We start from the raw sequence: 16552 nt of genomic DNA on the forward strand, positions 1-16552 counted from the left end.
CGTCGTGTGACCCACATCATGGGAACTCGTACCTCCCATCGGACATATCCAGACGTGATGTCAATACACACCCGCATCAGGGACGGCGACCCGGACTCCTTCCGCTGTCTTTTCCGCTCGCACGCCCAGCTCGTCCACCGCTACGCCATCCGTGCCACCGGCGACTGGGCCACCGCCGAGGACGTCGTTTCGCTCACGTTCCTGGAGGCCTGGCGCCTTCGCGAGAGGCTTCCCGAGGAGCCGGACGGCGCGAAGGCCTGGCTGATGGGCATCGCGGTCAACGTCCAGCGCAACACCAACCGTGCCGCCCGCCGCCATCAGAAGGCCCTGGCCCGCATGCCCGCCAAGGAAGCCGTGCCGGACATCGCGGGTGAGGTGGTGAGCAGGATGGCGGACGCCGAACAGCTCACCGCCGCGAAGAACGCCCTGGGGAAGCTGCGCCGGCCGGAACGCGAGGTCGTCACCCTCTGCGTGTGGTCCGGCCTGAGCTACGCGGAAGCGGCCGAGGCCCTGGGCGTGGCCGTCGGCACCGTACGGTCGCGGCTTTTCCGGGCCCGCGAGCGTCTGCGCAAGCTCGCCGAACAGGAACTCCGGCAGCACGCCGACGAGACGGCGTCCCGGCGCGTCCCGGGCTCCTCCCCCTGCACCTGAACCGGCCGAACGAGAAGTGGAACCGATGATGAGTACCTCCCGGCGGCCCCAAGAGCCGCTCGATCTCCGTGACTTCGATCTCCTGCTCCCGCGGCAGGTCGAGACCGCCCTGCCCAAGGCGCGGCAGGACCTGTTCGAGGAGGCCCTGTGGGCCGAGGCCCGCCGAACCGCCCCGCGCGCACCGCGCTCGCGTGCGCACCGCACGGCCTGGATCACGCTCCCGGCCGCCGCGGCCGTGGTGGCGGGCGCCGTGCTCGTGGCCCCGGGCGGTCCGGGTGCCTCGGGCACGGACACTCGCCCCCCGAAGGCCGGTGCGAAGCTGAACCCCGGCACCACCACAGGACTGTCGACGACCGTCGACCGCATCTCCCTCGCGGCAGCACGGCAGCCGGCCCTGGAGCCACGGCAGGACCAGTACATCTACGTGGAGAGCAAGGTGCGGGGCGGGCGGGTCGACAGGGCGGGCGGCGAGGAGAAGCTCGTGGTGTCTCCGCTGCGCTCGCGCCAGGTGTGGCACTCGCCCGACGGCCTCAGGAATTTCATCTACGAGCCCGGCCATGAGTTCATGGACAAGAACGGCGAGGACCTCGACCTCGACCGCCCCGATGACGTCACCGACCGGGGCTCCTACAACAGCGTCAAGGCGCTTCCCACCGACCCCGACGCCCTGCTCAAGCGCCTCTACCGGTGGGGCAAGGTGGGCGACCCGCAGGCCGACCGGACGGCGTTCGAGGAAGTGGGCCAGCTGCTGGAGGAGCAGATCGCGGCACCGGCCATCAGCGCCGCGCTGTTCAAGGCGGCTGCCAGGATCCCGGGCGTCAGACTCGTGGACGACGCCGTCGACGCGACCGGCCGGGCCGCTGTCGCGATCACTCACACCGGGCGGATCAGCCGTCAGGAGTGGATCTTCGACCGGAACACCTATGGGTACCTCGGCCAGCGCGATGTGCTGGTCAAGCCCTATCGGGGCCTCGAACCGGGCGCCGTCACCCACGAGACCGTGGTCATCAAGCGGGCCGTGGTCGACGCGAAGAAGGAACTCCCCGACGGCACGACGCTCTGAGCGTGATGCGGGGAGCGCCTCCGTCAGCCGCGCTCCCGCGAACGGTTCATGACTCCAGGCGGCACGGGCCCCTGCCGAGAGTTCAGCCGGGGCCCACGGCGTGGGGAGCCGCGGAGGGCCGGGGCCTGTCCCTCGAACGAGCAAGCGGCCTCTCGGGCCTTCGGCCGCCCGGGTGGGCTTGATGTGGGCCCATCGGGTGGTCGGCCCCGGCAGGGGCACGCCGCGTCTCCCACCGGCCCGTGCGGCATGGATCATCGTGGTGCCGGGGCGGCGGCTTCGTACGGGCCCCGGAGACACCGGTCGGCGGGCGGCCGGTGCCAGGGAAGGGGCGCATTCCTTGATCATCACCATCGTGGTGGCCGTGTGTGCCCTGGTGGTGGGGATCGTCGGCCGGTGGCTGCTGCGGGACGAGCTGGCGGCTCTGGAGACTCCGACTCTCACGGTCCGTGACTTCATCGTGCCCTTGCAGGCCCTCACCGTCTTCGTGCTCGCCTATGTGCTGGTCATGGCGTCCTCCTCGAACGGCAAGGCCGAGGAGGCGGTCCGTCAGGAGGCCCAGGTGCTCGACCACATGTACAAGGCCGCCGACTTCTCGCCCGTCGCCCCGCGGCAGCGGCTGCAGGCCGACCTCGTGTGTTACGTCCGGGCCGTGCGGTCGGTGGAGTGGGGCACCATGGCGCACGGCCACGGCTCGCCCGCCCCCGACGCCTGGAGCAGTGACTTCCACACCACGTTCAAGACCATGGACACCAAGTCGGCCCCGTTCGGTCTGCTGGTGTCCGCGGACAAGGCCCGTGACCAGGCGCGGCAGACCCGGGTGGCCGAGTCGACGCCGGCCGTACCCAGTGCGGTGTACTGGCTGCTGCTGGCGGCGCTCGCCGTCCTGGTCGTCACCCTGGGGCTGTGTCTGCCACCGAGGAACAACGTCGTCGTCACCGCCGGCCTGGTGGTCCTGACCGCCCTGCTCGCCTGTGTCCTGCTCGCCATCCGGGACGTCGAGCGTCCCTTCAACGGGCTGATCCAGATCAAGCCCGTCGCCATGACGGTGCTGGAGGACAACATGTCCAAGGCCTTCACCGCCGCCTACCCCGGCACCCGGCTGCCCTGTGGGGAACACGGTGCCCCCGCACCGGGGTCCGGGCGCCGGTAGCGGGGGTACGGGGCAGGGAGGTCAGCCGAAGTCGAGGTCGCCGGTGCGGGTGCGCTTCAGTTCGAAGAAGTCGGGGTACGAGGCCAGCGCGCGGGCGCCGTCGAAGATACGGGCCGCCGTCTCGCCCCGGGGTATAGAGGTGAGGACCGGGCCGAAGAAGGCGACGCCGTCGATGTGCAGGGTCGGGGTGCCGACGTCCTCGCCGACGGGGTCCATGCCCTCGTGGTGGCTCTTGCGCAGTGCCTCGTCGTGATCGGTGGTGTGGGCGGCCCCGGCCAGCTCGGCGGGCAGGCCCACCTCGGCGAGCGCCTCTTTGATCAGGTCGTCGTCGATGGCATCGCCCTGGTTGTGGATGCGGGTGCCGAGGGCGGTGTAGAGGTCGCGGAGCACGGGCTCGCCGTGCCGCTGGGCGGCGGCCACGCAGACGCGGACCGGGCCCCAGCCGGTGTCGAGCATGTCGCGGTAGCGCTCGGGAAGGTCTTCGCGGCCCTCGTTCAGGACGGACAGGCTCATGACGCGGAAGCGCAGCCGGATGTCACGCAGTCGCTCGACCTCGAGGATCCAGCGCGAGGTGATCCAGGCGAAGGGGCAGAGGGGGTCGAAGTAGAAGTCGACCTCGGGAGTCGTGTCATCGGGCAGGGAAGGGGCGGGAGTTGCAACGGAAGTCATGGCCGGGAGCCTAATGCCGAGTGGCCGGCCGTCGTGCCCCGTGGGGGAGGGCACGACGGCCGGCCTGTGGGATCGACCGATCCCCTACTCGTCGGCTATGTGGTGACTACTCCACGACCTTGAGCAGCTTGTTGGGCGTGCCCGCGCTCGGGTTGGAGACCTTGTCCGCGGTGGCGCCCTTGGTCAGCGCACCGGCGACCTGGTCGGGCGTCGCGTCCTTGTGAGCGCCGAGGTAGACCGCCGCCGCGCCCGCGACATGCGGAGTGGCCATGGACGTACCGGAGATGGTCTTGGTGCCCGAGTCGCTGTCGTTCCACGCGGACGTGATGTCCGAGCCGGGGGCGTAGAGGTCGACCACGCTGCCGAAGTTGGAGAAGTCGGACTGCTGGTCGTCCTTGGTGGTGGAGGCGACGGTGATCGCTTCCGGCACCCGGGACGGGGAGCCCTGGCCCGCGTCGGCGGACTCGTTGCCCGCGGCGACGGCGAACGTCACACCGGCGGCGACGGCCCGCTTGACGGCCGCGTCGAGGGCCTCGTCGGCGCCGCCGCCGAGGCTCATGTTGGCGACGGACGGGCCCTTGTGGTTCTTGATGACCCAGTCGATGCCCGCGACGACCTGCTCGGTGCTGCCGGAGCCGTTCGCGTCGAGCACCCGGACCGCCACGATCTTGGCCTTCTTGGCGACGCCGTGCGCGGTACCGGCGATGGTGCCCGCCACGTGCGTGCCGTGGCCGTTGCCGTCGTCCGCGTTGTCGTCGTTGTCGATGGCGTCGAAGCCGGACGAGGCGCGGCCGCCGAAGTCCTTGTGGCTGATGCGCACGCCGGTGTCGATGACGTACGCGGTGACGCCCTCACCCGCCCCGTCGGGGTAGGTGTACTTGCCGTCACCCTTGGCCTCGGCCTGGTCGATGCGGTCCAGACCCCAGGAGGGTGGGGCCTCCTGGGTGGCGCTGGCGGTGAAGCGGTGGTTCTGCACGACCTTGGCGACGGACGGGTCGGCGGCGAGCCGCTTCGCCTCCTTCTCGTCCAGGCCGCTGGCGGAGAAGCCGCGCAGCGCCGAGTCGTAGGTGCGGTTCAGCTTGCCGCCGTATCGCTTGGCGAGGTCCTCGCCTTCCGTCGTGACGGCCTTGGCGCCGACGGACGCGGCGCTCTTGCCGTCCTTCAGCATGACGATGTAGCTGCCGTCGATCGCGCCCTTGGCGTTCGCGCCGTAGACGGTTCCTTCGGCGGCGGGAGCGGCGCCGGCGGGCAGAGCCAGCAGGGTGGCTCCGGCGGTGACGGCGGTCATGGCGGATATCGCCAGTACGAGCCGTCGCTTGCCGACGCGCTTATGGGTTGCCATACGAGGGGTCCTCCTCGTGAGGATGTGGGGGGAAATTGAGCGTTCATCCAACGTCACCCGGAGCGTGGAAGGCATTGCTCCGGGTGACTCGAAACCCTGTCGGATTTACCGTGCTCAATTCAAGATCCCCGCGAAGGTGTGACATACGCAACGCTCTTGCGTAATTTCAAACCCCGCTGAACGGCGCCAAATTGGACAGCCGATTGACAACCACTGTCAGGTTTTACCTGAGGGACACAACTCAACTACCGCGCGCCCATCAGGACTTCGGAGCGGGACTTCGGAGCGCGTGAATGCTCACTTGCGCAGTTCCGCCTCGATGAGATCGGCCGCATAGGGGGTGCCCCCTTCGGCCGCCAGCTCGGCTTGCAGCTCCGCCGAACGGGCCGCCACGGCGGGGTCGTTCACCAGGTCGAGGACCGCCGCGCGCAGCGTCGCCGCGTCCGCCCGCTCCATCGGCACGTGCTTGCCGACCCCCAACTCCTCGATCTGCGCGGCGTTGCCGAACTGGTCGACCGCCTGCGGCACGGCGACCATCGGCACCCCGCAGGCCAGCCCCTCCTGCGAGCCGCCCATGCCGGCGTGCGTGATGAAGGCGTCGGCCTGCTTGAGCACGGCCAGTTGCGGGATCCACGAGCGGACCTCGAAGTTGGCCGGGATGGTGCCCAGTTCCGCGATGTCGACCTGCTTGCCGACCTGGAGCACCACATGCCAGCCCGGCAGATCGCCGAAGGCCTCGATGCACGCGCGGTAGAAGCCGGGCTGCTTGGTGAAGGTGGAGCCGAGCGAGACCAGCAGGACCTTCTCGGCGTCGGCCGGACGCTCCCAGTCGCCCTGGTCGGACCTGTCACCCTGACAGGGGCCGGTGAAGGTGTAGACCGCCTCGTCGACCCGGTGGGCCTGGGGCTGCATCGCACGCGGTATGACGGCGAGACAGCGGTCCGGGCGGCCCATGAACCTGTCCGGGTCGATGTCCATGCCGTTCTCGGCGATCCAGGCGGCGAAACGCTCGTAGAAGGCGATGCCGCGCGGGGTCCGCTTGACCGGGTCCATGATCGCTGCCGCGACCTCGTCCTCGTAGCCTTCCCAGGCCACGAGGTTCGGCGAGAGCTGGACGACCGGCACCTGCCAGCGGTGCCCGAGGATCCGCGCGGGGTAGGCGGTGATGTCGTACAGGACCAGATCCGGCTCGTCACCCTCGTAGGCCTCGATGAGCTGCGGCAATGCCTGAATGGCGTCGGCCAGGAAGGGCTCCATGTGGTCCATCACCTCGGTGCCCCAGGCATCGGGGTCACCGTCGGCCGGAAGGGTCGAGGTGTAGATCTTCGGCTCGGCACCGGTGGCGGCGACACGCTCCGCGAAGGACTCGGGGATGGCGTAGGTGACGCGGTGGCCGCGGGCGACGAGTTCGCGGATGACGTCCAGGCTGGGATTCACGTGCCCGTGGGCGGCGATGCTGAACATGGCGATGTGGGCGGGGCGGGGAGTGGTCATGCCCGGAGACTAAACAAGACGATACGTCTCGTGCAAATGATTAAACGTCACCCTCCTGCTCCTCGGACCCGCCCGGCGGCCCCGGCTGCCCCGGCTGCCCACCCGGTGCCCCCCGGCGCTCGTCCGGAGGGGACAATCTCCGTGATCGGCCGGGCGGCGCCGGCACGGCAGGTACGGAAGGTACGAGTGGTGGATCCCATGGCCTCGACGCATGCGGCGAACGTGCCCTTCACGGAACAACGCGCGCGCGAACTCCTCCCGGCGGCGGTTCCGGCGGCCGACGCGAAGCTCCTCGCGCTCGGGGAGAACGCGGTCTTCGCCGCCGGTGACCTCGTCGCCAAGGTGGGCCGGGACGCCTCGCTGGTGGACCGGGCCCGTCATGAACTGCGCGTCGCCGCCTGGCTCGCGGAGTGCGGCATCCCGGCGGTCCGGGCGGCCGCCCCCGAGGTGCTGTCGGCCGACGGGCACCCGGTGACGCTCTGGCACCGGCTCCCCGCGGCGTCGCGCCCGGCCGGCCCCGCCGACCTCGCCGACCTCCTGCGGCTGATCCACGCGCTGCCGCGACCGGACTTCACGCTCCCGCCGCGCGAGCTGCTCGGCGGCGTCGAGCGATGGCTGCGGCTGGCCGGGGACGCGATCGACCCCGCCGACGCCGCGTATCTCCGGGAGCGCCGGGACGGTTTCGCGGCGGCGGCCGCCGCGCTGACACCACAGCTGCCCCCGGGCCCCATCCACGGGGACGCCTCACCGCGCAACGTCCACATCGGACCGGACGGACCGGTCCTGGTGGACCTGGAGACGTTCGCCGGGGACCTGCGCGAGCACGACCTGGTGGTAATGGCGCTGAGCCGGGACCGGTACGGGATGGACCCGGACGCGTACGACACCTTCGTCCGGACCTACGGCTGGGACGTACGGGAATGGGAGGGCTGCGCGGTGCTGCGCGGGGCGCGGGAGACCGCGAGCTGCGCGTGGGTGGCCCAGCACGCACCCGGCAACCCGGCGGCGCGCGCCGAGTTCGGCCGTCGGGTCGCATCCCTGCGGGACGGTGACCCGGCGGTGCGGTGGTATCCCTTCTGACCCTGCCCCCACCGGGCCGGCCCCGGCCCCCGTGGGATTCCGGCGTGCCCGCGTCGGTGCCGTGGCCCCCTACGGGGCCGGGTGGCCCGCCCCCCTCGTTCCCCGGGTTCCGCCCCGGGCGCTCCACCGGCATGAACGGGCTTAGGCCGTGTCCGGCGGATCATGTGGGCGGACGCTGCGGTCCGTGACGTCCGCGCCACCGCTGCGCGGCGGTGTCCTCAATCGCCGGACGGGCTTGTATCAAGGCCGCTGGGCCCCCAGCGGTAGCTGGGGGAGCTTGAGGACGCGGCCGCAGGCAGCAAAGACGGCCGGTAGCCGAAGATCCACCGGACACGGCCTAGGGGCCCGGCATGCGGAGGGCCCGTGCGGGGACGGGACGGCACGGCATGGCGCCCCCGGATCATCCGTCGTGCCCGGCTTCTCGCTATCGCGCGCGAATGCCCGGACCGCCGGAGACGTCGGCCCATTTCCCCCGATGCCCCTTTTCGGGCCGCGTTCGGGAAAAGGGGCCGTGCCGCGTTCGGAAAAGGACCGTGCCGCCCCGGAACGGAAAGAAGGCCCGGCCTCACCGGTCGGCCCGGCTGCCACGGATCGCGGAACGCGCCGCTATCCGGCCGATAGGGCATGAGAGAGTCTGCCCGCCGAACTCGTGTAATCGAAGGCGAAAGCATGACCCGCCGCCGACTTCAGGTCATATCCACCGATGCCTACTACACGGACACTCCCCGGGGTACTTCGCTGAAAGGACGGAAAGGCGGACCCCCGGCCCGTTATCGCAAGGGCCAGCGCGGATCGACGAGCGCCTTCGGGTCGCCCTGCCGGCGCAGCCACTTCTGATAGCCCGCCGCCCACTCGCGGTACCACCCCGCCTGCTCGCGGTGGAGTGCCCACAGCTCCGCCTCCGCCACCCGGGGGTACCGCTCGGCGAGCGCGCAGGCGACCCGCACCGCCGCGAGCGCGTCCGCCCCGGCCTCGTGCGCACTGTCCAGGACCACGCCGTACTCGTCGCAGACCGCCTCGAGATTGCGCTTGCCCTTGCGGTAACGGTCGACGGCCCGGTCGATGGTGAGCGGGTCGACGACCGGGCCGACTCCCCCGTCGCCGTCGTCGCCCAGCCGCTCGCCGAGCGAGGGCAGGCCGTGCCGCCGCAACTCCGCCGCCAGCATGCTGAGGTCGAAGCAGGCGTTGTACGCGACGACGGGCACCCCCACCGACCAGTGGCCCACCAGGGCGTCGGCTATCTCGTCGACCACCTCGCGGGCGGGTCGGCCCAGCGCCGTCGCGCGCTCGCTCGTGATGCCGTGTATGGCCGCGGCCTCGGCCGGGATGGGAACCCCCGGATCCGCCAGCCACTCCCGCCGCCCTGTGGGCTCGCCGCCCTTGGTCTCGACGACGGCCGCCGTGACGATCCGCGACTCTCCCGGGTCGGTGCCCGTGGTCTCCAGATCGAACCCGATCAACAGCTCCCGGTGCCACCCCATCGCGGCCCCCCTTCGTGGTGCTTCCCCCGACTGGTCCCCAGCGTCGCACGCACCACTGACAATCGGCCCCGGGCGTGATCCGGTACCGGGCCGCCGGGACGGGCTAGCTTCGGCTGAACTCAGCCCTCCAGCCCGTCCGGCAGTTGGGGAACGCCCCCGCGGGGGCGCTCGCCGCCGCAAGCGGCGCAGACGCTCCACAGCCGAAGACCCGCCGGACGGGCACCGGTCACGACACCGGGCGCGAGTCCGCCCACACGCCCTCGAACTCCTCGCGGTACGTCTCGAAGAGCCCGTGTTCCTGCTCCCGCCCGTCGCGCACCACGTGCCGGCCGCCTCCGCGCAGCACCAGTACCGGTGCCTCCATTCCACGCGCCTTGCGCAGATAGGACTGCACCACCGCGAGCCCGTCCGAGCCGTCGCCGTTGACGAGATAGGCCGTGAAGCGCGGTGTCTCGTCGAAGACCCGGATCTCGAAGGCGGCGGTGTCGCGCAGCCGGTCCCGCACCCGCCGCATGTGCATGATGTTCATCTCTACCGACCGGCTCATCTCGCCCTTTTTGATGCCCAGTTCGCGCTCGCGCCGGCGAACCGCGCTGCTCGCCGGGTTGAGGAAGAGCAGGCGGGCCCGGCAGCCGGCCTCGGCCAGCCGGATGAGGCGCCGTCCTGAGTAGTTCTGGACGAGCAGGTTCAGGCCTATGCCCACCGCGTCGAGGCGGCGGGCGCTGCCGAAGAGGTCCTCCACGGGGAGCTGCCGCTGCAACCGCACCCGGTCGGGGTGGACGCCGATGACGTCGGCGTAGCGGTCCCCCACGAGGTGTTCCACCGCGTCGATGGGCAGCCGGTCGGCGGACGGGCCGCCGCTGCCGCCGCCGAGGATGTTCAGCAGCCGCGCGGAGGCCCGTTCGGCCTGGGCGAGCACCGTTTCGGACAGGGCCCGGTTGCGGGAGACGACGTTGCGCGCCACCTCCAGCTCGTCCAGTGCCAGTTCCAGGTCGCGCCGGTCGTCGAGGTACGGCTCGAAGCAGGGCCAGTGCTGGACGAGCAGCTCCCGCAGTTGCGGGAGGGTGAGGAAGCTGAGGACGTTGTCGTCGGCCGGGTCCAGCAGATAGCCCTTGCGGCGGCTCACCTCCCGGACCGCCGCGGCGCGCTGCACCCATTCCTGCCCGGCGGGGCCGGCGGCGGCGACGACCCACTCGTCCTCGCCGTGCACCGGTTCGTAGACCGGCCGCAGCACGGCGGCCACGACGGCGCGCAGCCGCTGCTCCACCAGATTCAGCCAGATGTAGGCCCGCCCCGCCCGCCGTGCGCGGGTGCGTACCTCGCTCCAGGCGTCGGCGTTCCAGTCCAGTTCCGCCCCGATCTCCATCGGGCGGGCCAGGGAGACCGCGCCGGGTGGCGCGTCGGTCGAACCGTCTCCCCCGGGAACGCCGTCGCCAGGGGGCAGCTCCAGTCCGCCCGAGCTCACCAGTGCACCGCCTTCCGCCCCGTCCAACGATCAAGGCAGACTACTGTGCGGGCGGGAGGCGGTGCACCCGCTCGCCGTCAGTCGCCGGTCAACTGTCCCACTCCGTGAGGCGGTTGTTTTTGGCCGTGGTGGCCGAAGTGAGCGGATTCATAGCGCGGGCCCCGGCCGTCACCCGGTTGGACGAACCGAAGAGGGCGCAAGAAGGAGGTGCCGGTCTCCTTTTGGGGAAGATCTGCGGAAAGGGCCGCTCGGCCGCGTCGGTTGGGAAAGGATTCCGGGTCGGCCTCGTACAGGAGTCCTCGTGGCGCCCCGCGTGGCGCCCGGGGGAACCGCTCCGGACCGTCCCGGACCGCTGTGAACGGCTCGCGGAGCGGTTCCGCGGGCTCCCCGGAAGAACCCGAAGAACCCCCGAAGAAGTGGAAGAGTCGACTCATGCAGGTGTGGCCGGGACAGGCGTACCCCCTCGGTGCCACGTACGACGGCGCCGGCACCAACTTCGCGGTCTTCTCCGAGGCCGCCGAGCGGATCGAGTTGTGCCTGTTGCACGACGACGGCTCGGAGACGGCGGTGGAGCTGCGCGAGAGCGACGCGTTCGTCCGGCACGCCTATCTGCCGGGCATCATGCCGGGGCAGCGGTACGGCTTCCGCGCGCACGGGCCGTACGAGCCCGAGCGCGGGCACCGCTGCAATTCGGCCAAGCTGCTGCTGGATCCGTACGCCCGTGCGGTGAGCGGGGCCGTCGACTGGGGGGAGGCGGTGTACGGCTACCGCTTCGGGCGGCCGGAGAAGCGCAACGACATGGACTCGGCGCCGCACATGATGACGTCGGTGGTGGTCAACCCGTATTTCGACTGGGGTGACGACCGTCCGCCGCGCACCGACTATCACCGTACGGTCATCTATGAGGCTCATGTGAAGGGCCTGACGATGCGCCACCCGGCGCTGCCGGAGGAGGTGCGCGGGTCGTACGCGGCGCTGGCGCACCCGGCGGTCATCGAGCATCTGACGGAGCTGGGGGTGACGGCGATCGAGCTGATGCCGGTCCATCAGTTCGTCAACGACCACCGGCTGGTGGACGCGGGGCTGGCCAACTACTGGGGCTACAACACCATCGGTTTCTTCGCCCCGCACAACACCTACGCCTCGTGGGGGGACCGGGGCCAGCAGGTGCTGGAGTTCAAGTCGGCGGTGCGGGCCCTGCACGCCGCGGGCATCGAGGTCATCCTCGACGTGGTCTACAACCACACCGCCGAGGGCAATCACCTCGGCCCCACCCTCTCCTTCCGCGGCCTGGACAACGCCTCGTACTACCGGCTGACGGACGATCCGCGCTACTACATGGACACCACCGGGACCGGCAATTCCCTGCTGATGCGCAGCCCGCACGTGCTGCAGCTCATCATGGACTCGCTGCGCTACTGGGTGACCGAGATGCGGGTGGACGGTTTCCGGTTCGATCTGGCGGCGACGCTCGCCCGGCAGTTCCACGAGGTGGACCGGCTGTCGTCGTTCTTCGACCTGGTGCAGCAGGATCCGGTGGTGAGCCAGGTGAAGCTGATCGCGGAGCCGTGGGACGTCGGGGAGGGCGGTTACCAGGTCGGCAATTTCCCGCCCCTGTGGGCCGAGTGGAATGGCAAGTTCCGCGATACCTCCCGGGACCTGTGGCGCGGTGAGCCCGCCACGCTGGCGGAGTTCGGCTCCCGGCTGACCGGTTCCTCCGACCTCTACCAGGGGGACGGCAGGCGACCGCTGGCCTCCGTCAACTTCGTGACCTGCCACGACGGCTTCACCCTGCACGACCTGGTCGCCTACAACGACAAGCACAACGAGGCCAACGGCGAGGACAACCGGGACGGCGAGAGCCACAACCGGTCGTGGAACTGCGGGGCCGAGGGCGAGAGCGAGGACCCGGCGGTGCTGGCGCTGCGCGAGCGGCAGATGCGCAACTTCATCGCCACCCTGATGCTCTCGCAGGGGGTGCCGATGCTGAGCCACGGTGACGAGTTCGCGCGCACCCAGGGAGGCAACAACAACGCCTACTGCCAGGACTCCGAGCTGTCGTGGGTGCGCTGGCCGCACCCGTCGGACGAGGCGTCCGCCCGGGCCCGGCGGATGCTGGCCTTCACGCGCGCGATGGTCTGGCTCCGCCGCGACCACCCGGTCTTCCGGCGCCGCCGCTTCTTCCACGGCCGGCCGGTGCAGGGCACGCACGACGACCTGTCGGACATCGCCTGGTTCACCCACGAGGGCGAGGAGATGCGGGACGGTGACTGGCAGGCCGCCCACGCGAAGTCGCTGACCGTCTTCCTCAACGGCGGCGCGATCTCCGAACCGGGGCCGCGCGGCGAGCCGATCGTCGACGACTCCTTCCTGCTGATGTTCAACGCCCACGAGGAGCCGCTGGACTTCGTCGTACCCGTCGACCACGGCCGGCAGTGGCAGGTGGTGGTCGACACCGCCCACGACCTGGGCGTCGAGACCGACGGACCCAAGGTCCAGGCCGGTGACCACCTGACGCTCACGGACCGCAGCCTGATCGTCCTACAGCGTCCGGCGTAGCCCCGGCTGCGTCCGACGGCCCGGCCCGTCCCCGCACCCGGCCTGGGCCGTGTCCGGAAAGTCCCGCCTGGCCCGGGACGCCTGGCACTGGGGGCACCTCCCAGCGGTAGCTGGGGGAGCTCGCCGCGTTGTCGGGATCGCCCGAGTACGTCCAGTACGAGGGCGACCCTCCGCCTTGCGATCGCACGCACCAGACGCCCCGGGCCACGCCCTCCGGGCGTACGGCGCTACTTTCCGGACACGGCCCAGTCCCCTGCGGCATCGCCGCCCGTAGCGGGTACGTACGTTCCATGACGCCCGACAGCACCGCACCACCGCCGACCGCCACCTACCGGCTCCAGTTGCAGCCCGGCTTCCCCTTCGCGGCCGCCCGGAAGGCCGTGCCCTACCTCGCCTCGCTCGGGGTGTCGCATCTGCACCTGTCACCGGTGCTGGAGGCGGTGCCGGGCTCCGACCACGGCTACGACGTGGTCGACCACCGGGCGGTCCGGGCGGAGCTGGGCGGTGAGGAGGGACTGCGCGCCCTGGCCCGTACCGCCCGGGAGCACGGGCTCGGCCTGATCGTCGACATCGTGCCGAACCACATGGCGCTGCCCGTCCCCGCCCGGCTGAACGGGCCGCTGTGGGAGGTCCTGCGGGACGGCCCGGCGTCACCGTACGCGCGCTGGTTCGACATCGACTGGGCCGAGCACGGCGGGAAGGTGCTGCTGCCGGTGCTGGGCGGCCGGCTCGGCGACGAGCTGGACCGGCTGCGCGTGGTGGACGGCGAGCTGCGCTACCACGACCACGCCTTCCCGCTGCGGCCCGGCACCGAGCGGCTGCCGCTGCCCGAGCTGCTGGACGCCCAGTGGTACCGGCCCGCCTGGTGGCGGCTGGCGCGCACCGAGGTGAACTACCGGCGCTTCTTCACCATTTCGACGCTGATCGCGGTCCGCGTGGAGGACCCGGAGGTCTTCGCCGCCACCCACGGCAAGGTGCTGGGGCTGCTGCGCGAGGGGGTGATCGAGGGTCTGCGGATCGACCATCCGGACGGGCTCGCGGACCCGGCCGGCTATCTGCGGCGGCTGGGGAAGGCGACGGGCGGTTGCTGGACGGTCGTCGAGAAGATCCTCAGCGGCGACGAACGGCTGCCCGCCGACTGGCCCGTGGCCGGCACGACCGGCTACGACGCCCTGCGCCATCTCGACGGGCTCTTCCTCGACCCGGAGGGCGCCACCGAGCTGACGGCCGTGTACCGCGCCTTCACCGGTGCGCCGCCCGACCGGGGCGGCGACTGGCCGGCGACGGTACGGCGCGCGGCCTACAAGGTCGTCACCCATGAACTCGCCGCGGAGGTCGAGCGGCTGGTCCGCACCGTCGACCGGGCCCGTGAGGGCTCGCCCCGGCTGCGCGACCACGCCCCGTGGGCCCTGCGCACCGCCCTGCGGGAGATCCTCGTCCGGCTGCCCGTCTACCGCCCCTACGCGGTGCCCGGGGAGCCCGTGGCTCCCGTGGACGCCGCGCTGCTGGACGAGGCGGCGCAGGGCGCCCGTGCGGCCTTCTCCGTGCCCGAGGAGGCCGCGGCGGTGGAGGTCGTGCGGGACGCGGCCCTCGGCCGCCTCGGGGACGGGCCGGACCACCGGGACTTCTGCGCCAGGTTCGCGCAGACCGCGTCCGCGCTGCGCGCCAAGTCGGTGGAGGACACAGCCTTCTACCGCTACGTGCCGCTGCTGTCCGCCAACGAGGTCGGCGGCAGCCCGCAGCGGCCCGCGGTCTCCCCGGACGAGTTCCACGCCTATTGCGCCCGGCTGCGCCGCGACTGGCCGGCCACCGGGACGGTGCTGTCCACCCACGACACCAAGCGCGGCGCGGATACCCGGGCGAGGATCGCGGCGCTGACGCAGTACCCGCGGCGGTGGGCGGATCTGATGGCCCGGCTGGCGGCCCGGGTAGCGGCACCCGACCCGCATGTGGCGTGGGTGGCCTGGCAGAGCGCGCTGGGGCTCTGCGGGCCGGACGGCTCCGACGGCGCGGCGGCGGAGCCGGACACGGAGCGGCTCGTCGCCGCCGTGCTCAAGAGCGTGCGCGAGGCCGCGCTGCGCACGACGTGGACCGAGCCGGATACGGCCTACGAGCGGGCGGTGGAGGAGTTCGTGGTGGCCGGTCCGGGCGGGGCGCCCCGCGCCGCGCTCGATTCCCTCGCCCGCGAGATGGGCCCGGAGGTGCGGGCCAACGTCCTCGGTGCCGCGTTGCTGCACCTGACCATGCCGGGCGTGCCGGACCTGTACATGGGCGGCGAGGGCGACCGCACCACGCTGGTCGACCCGGACAACCGCCGGGTGCCGGCGTTCCCCGACGGCCCGCTCGCCGCCCCGGCCCCCGGGGAGGGCGGGCTCCACGCGGAGAAGCTGTGGCTCACCCGTACCGCGCTGCGGCTGCGCCGCGCCCACCCCGCCTGGTTCGGGGCCGAGGCCTCCTACGAGCCGCTGACCGCGCTCGGTCCGGCCGCCGGGCACTGCGTCGCGTTCACCCGGTCGAGTGAGGTCGTCACCGCCGTGACCCGGTTGTCCCGTCGCCTGGCGGACGCCGGCGGCTGGCGGGAAACAACGCTGGCGCTGCCCGGCGGCGGCCGGTGGCGCGAGCTGCTGACCGACGGTGTCTACGAGGGTGGGGCGGCGCTGTCGGAGCTGCTGGGCAGCCGTCCCGTGGCGCTGCTGGTGCGGGCCTGAGCGGCGGTTTCAGGGAAGGCCAGCTCCTGGGCGAGGCGGACGAAGGCGGCGGCGGTCCCGGTGAGTTCCACCCGCGAGTAGGCGGTCTGCGCACGACGCCAGGGCGGGTCGACGCGGATGACCGCCGCTTCGGCGACGTCCCGGGCGAGATGCCGGGGCGCGGCGACGAGTCCCACGCCGGCCACGGCCATCCGGACGGCCGTGGAGGAGTGCTCGGTCCACACGCCCGTCCGGGGGGCGAAGCCGCTCTGTTCGCAGACCCAGTCCAGCCAGCGCCGGCCCCGCACCACCGGTTCGAGGGCGCAGCGCACCCATACGCGGTCCGCCAGCTCCGTCAGCCGCACCGGTGCCGAGCGGCCGGCGAGCGGGTCGTCGGCGGCGGTGATCACCATGATCTCCTCGTCGCCGAGCGGGACCACCGGGCCGTGCCAGTCCTCCGGCCGGGGGCCGACGGCGATGTCGGCGACGCCGCGTTCCATGTGGTCGCGCAGCTCCTCCGCGGTGGCGTACTCGTGGAGGTTCAGCAGGACCTGGGGGTACGCGCGGCGCCAGCGGGCGAAGACGGACGGCAGCACGCCGACCGCGAGCGCGTGCAGCGTCGCGATGTGCAGTTCGCCGCCCGCCGCCCCGGCCGCGGCCTTCGCCGCGCGGCGGGCCTGTTCGGCGCTGCGCACCGCCAGTTCGGCGTGCGGCAGGAAGGCACGGCCCATGGGCGTGAGCCCGATGCCCCGCGGGCGCCGCTCCAGCAGCGGGCCGCCGACCTCCCGCTCCAGTGCCTTGATCTGGTGGGACAGCGCGGACTGGGTGACGTTGAGCGCCTCGGCGGCCCGGGTGAAGGACCCCTGGCCCACCACCGCGACCAGGTACTCCATCTGTCGCAGACTCACCGG

The 16552-nt window shown here is 71.9% G+C and carries 12 protein-coding genes; 6 read left to right on the forward strand and 6 right to left on the reverse strand.

From position 1 onward, the window contains the following. The first annotated feature begins 57 nt into the window (after positions 1 to 57). From ACZ6MA_RS11105 to ACZ6MA_RS11115, 3 genes are all read left to right on the forward strand, one after another. Complete coding sequence (locus ACZ6MA_RS11105; RefSeq protein WP_469432855.1) at positions 58 to 651, forward strand: RNA polymerase sigma factor; 594 nt, start codon at positions 58 to 60, stop codon at positions 649 to 651. A gap of 25 nt (positions 652 to 676) precedes the next feature. After that, a complete protein-coding gene (locus ACZ6MA_RS11110; protein WP_469432856.1) occupies positions 677 to 1714 on the forward strand; it encodes a CU044_5270 family protein in 1038 nt (345 codons plus the stop codon). A 337-nt stretch (positions 1715 to 2051) separates the two neighbouring features. After that, the gene (locus ACZ6MA_RS11115) at positions 2052 to 2864 is read left to right on the forward strand and encodes a bestrophin-like domain (protein WP_469432857.1); all 813 of its coding nucleotides are present in this window, start codon (positions 2052 to 2054) and stop codon (positions 2862 to 2864) included. A 21-nt stretch (positions 2865 to 2885) separates the two neighbouring features. Here the strand turns inward: ACZ6MA_RS11115 and ACZ6MA_RS11120 are convergent, their stop codons facing one another. The 3 genes from ACZ6MA_RS11120 to mgt form a co-directional block, all read right to left on the reverse strand. Then, positions 2886 to 3533: a mycothiol-dependent nitroreductase Rv2466c family protein gene (locus ACZ6MA_RS11120; RefSeq protein ID WP_469432858.1), complete on the reverse strand. Its 648-nt coding sequence runs from the start codon at positions 3531 to 3533 to the stop codon at positions 2886 to 2888. Positions 3534 to 3639: 106 nt separating this feature from the next. Beyond that, positions 3640 to 4875 carry a S8 family peptidase gene (locus tag ACZ6MA_RS11125; RefSeq protein ID WP_469432860.1) on the reverse strand — a complete coding sequence of 412 codons (1236 nt, stop codon included), beginning with the start codon at positions 4873 to 4875 and terminating at the stop codon, positions 3640 to 3642. A gap of 297 nt (positions 4876 to 5172) precedes the next feature. After that, a complete protein-coding gene (gene mgt, locus ACZ6MA_RS11130) occupies positions 5173 to 6369 on the reverse strand; it encodes a macrolide-inactivating glycosyltransferase (protein WP_469432862.1) in 1197 nt (398 codons plus the stop codon). Between the two features lie 198 nt (positions 6370 to 6567). Here mgt and ACZ6MA_RS11135 point away from each other — a divergent pair, with 198 nt between their 5' ends. After that, positions 6568 to 7449 (forward strand): phosphotransferase enzyme family protein, encoded by an 882-nt coding sequence (locus tag ACZ6MA_RS11135; RefSeq protein WP_469432864.1) that lies wholly within the window; start codon positions 6568 to 6570, stop codon positions 7447 to 7449. Positions 7450 to 8219: 770 nt separating this feature from the next. Here the strand turns inward: ACZ6MA_RS11135 and ACZ6MA_RS11140 are convergent. Both ACZ6MA_RS11140 and ACZ6MA_RS11145 read right to left on the reverse strand, forming a co-directional pair. Then, positions 8220 to 8930 carry an exonuclease domain-containing protein gene (locus ACZ6MA_RS11140; RefSeq protein ID WP_469432865.1) on the reverse strand — a complete coding sequence of 237 codons (711 nt, stop codon included), beginning with the start codon at positions 8928 to 8930 and terminating at the stop codon, positions 8220 to 8222. A 226-nt stretch (positions 8931 to 9156) separates the two neighbouring features. After that, positions 9157 to 10395: an SAV2148 family HEPN domain-containing protein gene (locus tag ACZ6MA_RS11145; protein ID WP_469432866.1), complete on the reverse strand. Its 1239-nt coding sequence runs from the start codon at positions 10393 to 10395 to the stop codon at positions 9157 to 9159. 432 nt (positions 10396 to 10827) lie between these two features. Here ACZ6MA_RS11145 and glgX point away from each other — a divergent pair, with 432 nt between their 5' ends. Both glgX and treY read left to right on the forward strand, forming a co-directional pair. Beyond that, entirely contained in the window at positions 10828 to 12954 is a 2127-nt protein-coding gene (glgX, locus tag ACZ6MA_RS11150) for a glycogen debranching protein GlgX (protein ID WP_469432868.1), read from the forward strand. A 290-nt stretch (positions 12955 to 13244) separates the two neighbouring features. After that, positions 13245 to 15662: a malto-oligosyltrehalose synthase gene (gene treY, locus ACZ6MA_RS11155; RefSeq protein WP_469432869.1), complete on the forward strand. Its 2418-nt coding sequence runs from the start codon at positions 13245 to 13247 to the stop codon at positions 15660 to 15662. Here the strand turns inward: treY and ACZ6MA_RS11160 are convergent. After that, positions 15593 to 16549: a LysR family transcriptional regulator gene (locus tag ACZ6MA_RS11160; protein WP_469432871.1), complete on the reverse strand. Its 957-nt coding sequence runs from the start codon at positions 16547 to 16549 to the stop codon at positions 15593 to 15595. The two genes, treY and ACZ6MA_RS11160, sit on opposite strands and share 70 nt — an antisense overlap. Positions 16550 to 16552: the final 3 nt, after the last annotated feature.

This window comes from Streptomyces sp. NPDC042259 (assembly GCF_055582085.1).